We start from the raw sequence: 7198 nt of genomic DNA, 5'->3' as shown, positions 1-7198 counted from the left end.
AAGGGGCGCCCTTGCCGATGCTTTGGACTTCGTACGTGATGGCGACACGCTCATGGTCACTCGCCTTGATCGCCTTGCGAGGTCATCAGTGGACCTACACAACATCATTGAACGCATAAGTGCAAAGGGGGCCAAATTCCGCTGCCTCCAGCAAGCTGGAATCGACACCGACAGCGGCATGGGCAAGCTGGTGTTGGCGATCCTTGGCGCGGTCGCAGCATTCGAAACTGATATTCGAAAAGAGCGCCAGCGGGAGGGCATCGAAAAAGCCAAGGCAAAAGGCGTCTACAAAGGCCGTAAACCATCCGTGGATGGCGATACTGTTCGCAAGCTACATTCAGAAGGGGCAGGGCCTTCCGAAATCGCTAAAGGCCTCGGTATCGGTCGCGCCAGCGTGTACCGCGCGCTTAAAGCGCCCCAATGTACTTTGGGCGGGTAGCTGTTACCCCCTACTCTTCAACAGTAGTCATCGTCATCTCTTTTACTAAGGCCCTTCGGCATAGCTCTCGAGAATAGGTTAACAACTCACGCTCGAATTTAGTAAAACGATGGTGACCTTCATGTACAATCCGAGATCGAAGCGTATATATTTCGCTAAATTTAGACAATATCTCTTGTCGATCTGTAATCGACCTGCCTACTAGAAAGGCGCATCGGTTACCAAGGAGGCTAGAAAGCTTGGTGCCTTCGGCATTTCCCCCTCCCAACAATGCTTCCAGAGCAATAGTAGACTCTAACAATCCGTCCAGAGAGTCTTTCGAAATATGTGAACGGAGATACCATATGGCCGCAACCGATAACCGACGCCCGTGATCGTTTAGTTGAAAAACGGATTTGATTATATTTAACTTTCTAAGATTTACCGAATTATCTTCTTTCGTTTTCTTGGAAATTGTACGACCTTGGAGTATACTCATTTCGCCGTAGAAGTCACGCAATTTAGGAGAGAGGCGTTCTGCAAGTACAATAGCTGGATCATCCACTCGCCGATGTATGAATATCGCCCGATCTTCGTTCTCTGCACGCCATCCTCGCTGCGCAAATCCTTTTATTGCCAGTATTGCGCCTAACAGTTGCTGTAGCGCGGTCTTAAACTCAGCGAGAATCGGTGGCTCTTGTTGTTGACCAACATACCCGCTTCTTTGCTGAACAAAATAAAGCCCCTCCTTATCCGGCAAAACTAGAAATTCAGCTCCAAGAGCGCTAATAATCCGCTTGTCTCGCTGTATATTCCCGGTTTCCAGTGAAAAGTCTTGTGCGAGCTTTTTACCTCGTACCAAAGAAATTCCAGGTCCAAGTTCAAAGTCATCGCAGACTTCGAAAAACTCTTTTGAAAATGAGGAAGGAAGGGGCGCTACGAGCCGATAAGAGTATGGCAACGCAGCAAGCTGAGAAACTAACTCCTTAGCAGCGCCGAGCGCATCCCTATAGCTCTCTGTATCATGTAGTGTATTAGTTTCACTCGAATCAAATGTTGAATCTTCGTCGAGCTTTAATAAAACCTGACCGTAAAGGAATTCGGATAGACCGCCTTCACCGCATATTTTTGTTAATCTGTCCTGCAAAGCTTCTGGCAAAGATTGACCTACACTTTCGGCCCAATCAAAGTCCATATGGTGAAGCCCGAAAAATAGATCGGTTATACCATGTAGTCCTTGGGCAATTCTGAAAGTCAGCGCATCTGCGCTTTGCTCGTCAATTTTAAGTGCCATCCTCGCTCCCTTAATGCCAAAACGTACCGCTTGCTGGAAGGAACGTCAGCACGAATGGCAAGGCATTTACTGGCTTATTGCTGCATCGCCGGTCAAGCTTTGAAGGAGCGCAGTTGGGTCCAGCCCAAGCAAGACGGCTACATCATAGAATTCCACGGCATCTAGCCGACGTTGCCCCCCTTCGTACCGCGACACAAATTGCTGGTGCCGGTTCAACCGGGCGGCAAGGGCCTCTTGCGTTAACCCAAGGCTTTTTCGCGCAGCTTTCAGCTTCGCCAGTAGCTCTTTGTAACGAGGATCATGAGCCTTATCGCCCCGTGGTGCCTGTTGAGCCTGCATCAAAAGGCTAATCAACTGGCTTGATAATTATACAAAAAGTGTATGAAGTCTCCCGGAATACATAGGGGGAATCATATGCGCTTGGGACGCATTGCAATCACAATATCGTTGCTGCTGGTATGTGGGTGGGGATCGCCTGCCCTCGCCGGTGCAAAGGCCGTGGAACGATACAAGGCCGTTGTCGAAGGTCAGACCTTCAAGGTCATCCGGTATGACAATGGCACCGTGAAGATCGTGGACGGCGGCGTATTCGGCCCTAACTACAGCTACAATTTGCGGAACCGAATGCGACAGGCTGCCAAGCAGGCGACTGGATGCGAGGTCACCGATGACTTCGATCAAGACGGGAAGCTTATCGGGAAACTCGTATGCTCTCCTGACGCCCAACCGGGTGACGGCGAATGAAGGCCTACCTGTCCATGGCGCTAGTATTTGCGTTGTCGCTTTCCGCCTGCTCAAATAAGCAGCCCACTGCCAACGAGCGCTACACAGAAATTGCTTTGCAAGATGCAAGAGACTTGATGAAAGACCCTTCTTCAGTCAAGTTCAAGGACGTGAGCATTTACCCGTCGGCTAAGTGCATGCAGGGCAAGATACTTGGTAAAAATGGGTTTGGCGCGTACGCGGGATACAGTGACTTCGTTTGGATTGATGGGAAGTTGTATCTGGATGACGAAGACTTCCATTTATACATGAAGAACAAGTTAGATTGCTCTGAAAAAGCGTTCAAGCTCAAAGCCGATCAGCGAGTGACTATCCCACAAGCTTAATGGTGGTGAGATCATCCTTGCTCCTCACCACCGCCCATCCGACAACACCCTATGGAAGAATGATTGTCGGCTGGACGGAAATCGCATTGTCTGGCGGGCGGTTGATGCGAGTCCTGGCTCTGGTCCGGGAAGGAGGAGGGATGACCCTGCCGATGGAACAGTCACCTACAAGATCATTGGGGATCGCATCGAGGTCACCGAAACGTTCTGACGATCGGGATGGGAAGTCTTAGGAGACCGCGAGAGAGCCCAAACGAGTCCGTCCAGACTGCCGATCGGGATGGGAAGTCTTAGGAGACCGCGAGAGAGCCCAAACGAGTCCGTCCAGACTGCCCAGCCCAATTACCTCGAACGTCACACAAGATAAAATATTTCAATCAATTACGAAAGAACGGTATGGCGGCGGCCGGTGTCGCACTGCTGGGGAACCGGCATCACGATGATGTAAAACCACGCTTAGGCCGTGTGATCTCAGCGGCCACCTTTCTTCGATCAGGCGAGGCAGTTCCAACACCAATACACCATGCCGATGAATGACAAGACGATCAGCAGGCCAATCATCATCTCGGCCATTGCCAGCAGTCGTGTCGCGCATTCAACTAAAATCGGCTTGGGCGGGATCGCGGCGCGTCGTTCCTCAAACCGTGCTCGATGACGACTGAACGCCTCGCGGTTGCGTATTTCCTGCCGGTAATGTTCCGCATCTTCGAGCATAATTCGCTAACGCGACCATTGCCGAAAAGGTTTCTGGATCAAACCCGTACCTAGAGGCTCTCTATTTTCCCTAGGGAAGCCCGTACAGCGCCTAAGGGGAGGCTCAGGCTACCCACCTACCTCTCTCAAGCAAAAGGCGTTGTACGAGCTTTAAATCGCCTCAAATTCGTTTGACACCATCCCGACACAGAACAAAAACGTTACTAGTATGAGTATAATACCCCCCATTTTTTAATATATATTATTTAATTTTAATATAGCATTTTACACCTACTATATCTTCAAAGCATCTTACCAAACATTCTGATACATTTTCTGAATATATCCTAGGGCATATAAGAGAATCATGAAGGGGAAGCGTTGTTACCCCCTCTTCTATAAGGGATTTCATAGCTTGAATGAGGACTTGGCTTTCAAGGAATTGGAAGTCTGCCCATGTATGCCCACTGCCTTCAACGGACTTGAGCAAGGGGATATGCCGGAGCGCAATGTCCCTTACCGTTTTGAAGGGATAGTCCTGCGCAAGCCTCCCCGTTGTTCCCGGTGCAGGCTGCTTTCCACGGGCTATCTGCTTATCATAGGCCTTTCGATAGTCTTTACCTGCCGTAGAGGACCAACGAGAGGGAAGCTTACCTGCGCCGAGGGTGATGGCGCAGAAAAGCTTTATACCATCCCTGCCTATCTCTCCGGTATCATAAGGGTCACCGTTCCCGGGCAAAGGCGCCCCCATAAGCGCATGGAAGATAGTGAGATGGCTGGCGCGGATATCTACCTCGACGGTTTCATGCCCATTGAAGCGGATTAGAGGCCGCTTCTCGACCTTATCCAGCCCTTGGTATCCATCTCCAACGGCGTAGAGCCTTCCGCCTTTATTCCAGTCGAAATCGGGATAGTCCCCTTGGTTGAATCCTCGGAACAGACCATCGAATGCCATTCCTTCAAAGGTTTGCTGCCGGAGGAAGCCATTGATTTGATGAACCTCCTGTGCAAGCTTCGCAACCTTAGGGGTATTTGGGACCGACATAGCCTTCCCCTCGACCTTCCAACCCTCGGGCCGGGACGACGCAGTCTTTCGCCGGATCGGTTTATGCACCAACGCAATGTCGGTTCGGGTAGAGAAATGTTGCTGGAAGTTGGAAGGGGTTATGCCAGCCGCCCTTAGCTCCGAAATGAGCTTTGGTGTCGCATGAAATCGAGACACCGCACCGGGGATGCCGTCAAAGGCTTGCCGCCCTCGGACAATCCGCAAATACTTCGCCGCTTCAAGGCCTTTACGGACTGAAACAAAGCGCCTGTAGCTGTAGTGGAACCCCGAGAAAGACCCTGCTGACAGAGCACGGTAACAGGCATTTGAAGGGGTGATTGCCAATCCCCTCAAGAGATCGCCTATGATAGCCCCCACGATAGGGATGTGCTTCCGGCGGACCGTCGCCTTATCGGAAATCGTCGATGCAATGCGAGATATAGCGGATGCAGCTACCTTTGAAGAGGGCTGCTGCCGAAGAGACATATGAATGCTGTCGGCATACGGGTGTTCAGACTGGTCAGAAACCTGCCCAGAAAGGCTCTCTACTGACATATTTGCCACCTGATATTAATTTAAGTTTACATATATTTATGGAATACAACAGATTAGAGTTTAATAATCGGATCGTTATCTTCATTTTAGTTTACCTTTTAACTTGATGCGGAAACGGGAAACGCAGAATTACCGGCGCTCTTCATCTGATAGAGTGGGGGGAACGGGTCATTGAAATCGGATGGAAAGCAAAACGCCATCCGTCACACCGCACGGGTGCATAGCGCTGGCGTGACACCGGGACGATGTATGAGGTAGTGGGTGCCCATCAGGGTTACCGCGAAGCCTCGCTTAGCAGCATGATGTAGAAGTAGGGCTGTCGAAGCGTACCGCTCGACACTGGTAGCTTTCCGAAACACCACGCCCTCGGGATCAAGAAGGGCTTCCTTGTCGAAGATTTGCTTTACCCAAGCATCGCCCTTGGGAGGACGCGGCGTACCAGACAGGCGGGCGCTCAAAGCGAACCCTCCTTCCGGCAACCAAGCATCCAAGCATCGACCTCTTCGGCAACCCACCGCAGCGCTGACGAACCGTTGATGTAAATCGGCTTGGGGAAGTTGGCGTATCGCTTCCGGTAGCGCCAGATAGTTGGCTTGCTAAGGCCGGTTCGGCTGGCAAGATCGGTAGTCGTGATGAACATCTTTTAGCTCCGTTTCTGTCGGAGCCCAGTCAGATACACACATTTTGGAGAATGTAAGTAGCTGGTTTTTAATCCTATTTTAAATGCCGCGAGAATTGCAATTCTTGTCGCCGTTAATCTGACAATAACTAAAAATCTTTTCATATCAGATATTTATGCAACACGCTTTCCCTTGAGGGCCCTTTGATAGAAAATATAGATCAAATTATCTCTGTTTGTTCGAATTTTTTGAATTAAGGCAGTGGTCCGCCCAAGCATCCATGAGGCCGACGCGCTGATCGAAGAACTTCGTCCGCCGATATGCAGCCTCCACCCGGTTGGTGACGGTATGCGACAGCGCCGCCTCTGCCCAATCATTCGAGAACCCCTTTTCAGCGCACCAATCGCGGAAGGAGGAACGGAAACCATGTACGGTGTAATCTGGGCCACTCTTGGTCCGCAGCACCTTGGAGAGCGTCATATCCGAAAGCGGCTGGTGCCGGAGGCCGGGAAAAACAGTGCGATTGGGTTCTTGTGTCGAATAAGCCTTGGCTTCCTCAAGGATGGCTACAGCCCTCTCGGTAAGAGGAACAACGTGTTCTTGGCCCATCTTCATACGTTCGGCTGGCACAATCCAGCGGCGTCCGATCAAGTCCAATTCCTTCCACGTTGCCCCTCGGACCTCCCCCGAACGTGCTGCCGTCAAAATCAGGAACTCCAAGGCTAAAACGCTAGGAGATGCCCTGCCCTCTCGAATCACCGATATGAAAGCCGGTACATCACCATAGGGCATGGCAGGGAAGTTCTTCCCCTTGGGCTGCTTAATGCCGTTCAGGAGCGTGCTTACAGCACGCATAGGGGCCTCTGTAGCTCGCCAACCCTTCGCCTTTGAATAATCCAGCACGGTGCCAATGCGCTGCCGAACCCTTCGCGCTGTTTCCGGCTTAGTTTGCCAGATCGTCAAAAGAGCCTGCGCAACGTGATCCGCATCGATCCTATCGACGCTCATTTCGCCTATGACTGGATAGGCATAAGATCGAAGGGTATTTATCCACTGATCGCGGTGCTTTTCGTTCTTCCAGCTATCTTCTCGTTCGCCGTGATATTGCTCTGCCGCGATCTTGAAGGACGTTAGCCTACCCCGTTCCCGCTTGGCCTCTATGGACGGGTTTAAGCCTCCCTTCGCAAGCTTCCTCCAATCCGACGCCTTCTCGCGGGCTTCGGCAAGAGTGACGCTGTCCAGCGATCCTAACCCGTAGTCCTTACGCTTCCCATCGACCTGGACTCGAAGAACCCAGCTTTTTCCACCTGTAGGACTTACGAGAAGGTACAGGCCCTTCCCATCGGGATGACGCCCCGGCTTTGCATTTTTGACGTGTAAAGCAGATAGCGCCAACGGATTCGCTCCCTCATTTCCTCCCACACTGTATGTGCAATTGGATGAAATCAAAAGAGGTCACTTGAA

General features: G+C 51.3%; 9 protein-coding genes. 3 read left to right on the top strand and 6 right to left on the bottom strand.

Features of this window, described 5'->3' with window-relative positions; genetic code table 11:
• A partial coding sequence (locus HWN72_RS02035; RefSeq protein ID WP_211149674.1) for a recombinase family protein occupies positions 1-439 on the top strand: 439 nt, incomplete at its 5' end.
• Positions 440-449: 10 nt separating this feature from the next.
• On the opposite strand, the gene HWN72_RS02030 is transcribed toward HWN72_RS02035, so the two are convergent.
• Positions 450-1712: a HEPN domain-containing protein gene (locus tag HWN72_RS02030; RefSeq protein WP_211149673.1), complete on the bottom strand. Its 1263-nt coding sequence runs from the start codon at positions 1710-1712 to the stop codon at positions 450-452.
• Positions 1713-1778: 66 nt separating this feature from the next.
• Positions 1779-2051 (bottom strand): helix-turn-helix domain-containing protein, encoded by a 273-nt coding sequence (locus HWN72_RS02025; RefSeq protein WP_211149672.1) that lies wholly within the window; start codon positions 2049-2051, stop codon positions 1779-1781.
• Positions 2052-2210: 159 nt separating this feature from the next.
• Between HWN72_RS02025 and HWN72_RS02020 the strand changes: the two genes are divergently transcribed.
• Both HWN72_RS02020 and HWN72_RS02015 read left to right on the top strand, forming a co-directional pair.
• Positions 2211-2456, top strand: coding sequence for a hypothetical protein (locus HWN72_RS02020; protein ID WP_211149671.1), 246 nt, complete (start codon positions 2211-2213; stop codon positions 2454-2456).
• Positions 2453-2821 carry a hypothetical protein gene (locus HWN72_RS02015; RefSeq protein ID WP_211149670.1) on the top strand — a complete coding sequence of 123 codons (369 nt, stop codon included), beginning with the start codon at positions 2453-2455 and terminating at the stop codon, positions 2819-2821. The genes HWN72_RS02020 and HWN72_RS02015 overlap by 4 nt, the downstream gene beginning before the upstream one ends.
• Before the next feature lie 492 nt (positions 2822-3313).
• On the opposite strand, the gene HWN72_RS02010 is transcribed toward HWN72_RS02015, so the two are convergent.
• The 4 genes from HWN72_RS02010 to HWN72_RS01995 all read right to left on the bottom strand — a co-directional run bounded on the left by HWN72_RS02010 (position 3314) and on the right by HWN72_RS01995 (position 7129).
• Complete coding sequence (locus HWN72_RS02010; RefSeq protein ID WP_211149669.1) at positions 3314-3535, bottom strand: hypothetical protein; 222 nt, start codon at positions 3533-3535, stop codon at positions 3314-3316.
• A 241-nt stretch (positions 3536-3776) separates the two neighbouring features.
• Positions 3777-5123 (bottom strand): hypothetical protein, encoded by a 1347-nt coding sequence (locus tag HWN72_RS02005; protein ID WP_211149668.1) that lies wholly within the window; start codon positions 5121-5123, stop codon positions 3777-3779.
• Positions 5124-5568: 445 nt separating this feature from the next.
• On the bottom strand, positions 5569-5754 hold the full coding sequence (locus HWN72_RS02000; protein WP_211149667.1) for an AlpA family transcriptional regulator: 186 nt from the start codon (positions 5752-5754) through the stop codon (positions 5569-5571).
• Between the two features lie 205 nt (positions 5755-5959).
• Positions 5960-7129, bottom strand: a complete 1170-nt coding sequence (locus HWN72_RS01995; protein WP_211149666.1) for a site-specific integrase — start codon at positions 7127-7129, stop codon at positions 5960-5962.
• Between the last annotated feature and the right edge of the window lie 69 nt (positions 7130-7198).

The sequence above is a fragment of the Novosphingobium sp. HR1a genome, from assembly GCF_015594425.1.
Taxonomy (GTDB): domain Bacteria; phylum Pseudomonadota; class Alphaproteobacteria; order Sphingomonadales; family Sphingomonadaceae; genus Novosphingobium; species Novosphingobium resinovorum_A.
The sequence above is the reverse complement of the archived record's forward strand: the minus strand, read 5'-3'. Positions and strand labels throughout refer to the sequence as shown.

Bases quoted from the DNA above. Each gene is read 5' to 3' on its own strand.
- HWN72_RS02030 (WP_211149673.1), bottom strand. From the start codon at position 1,712: ATGGCACTTAAAATTGACGAGCAAAGCGCAGATGCGCTGACTTTCAGA.
- HWN72_RS02010 (WP_211149669.1), bottom strand. From the start codon at position 3,535: ATGCTCGAAGATGCGGAACATTACCGGCAGGAAATACGCAACCGCGAG.
- HWN72_RS02000 (WP_211149667.1), bottom strand. From the start codon at position 5,754: ATGTTCATCACGACTACCGATCTTGCCAGCCGAACCGGCCTTAGCAAG.
- HWN72_RS02015 (WP_211149670.1), top strand. From the start codon at position 2,453: ATGAAGGCCTACCTGTCCATGGCGCTAGTATTTGCGTTGTCGCTTTCC.
- HWN72_RS02025 (WP_211149672.1), bottom strand. From the start codon at position 2,051: ATGCAGGCTCAACAGGCACCACGGGGCGATAAGGCTCATGATCCTCGT.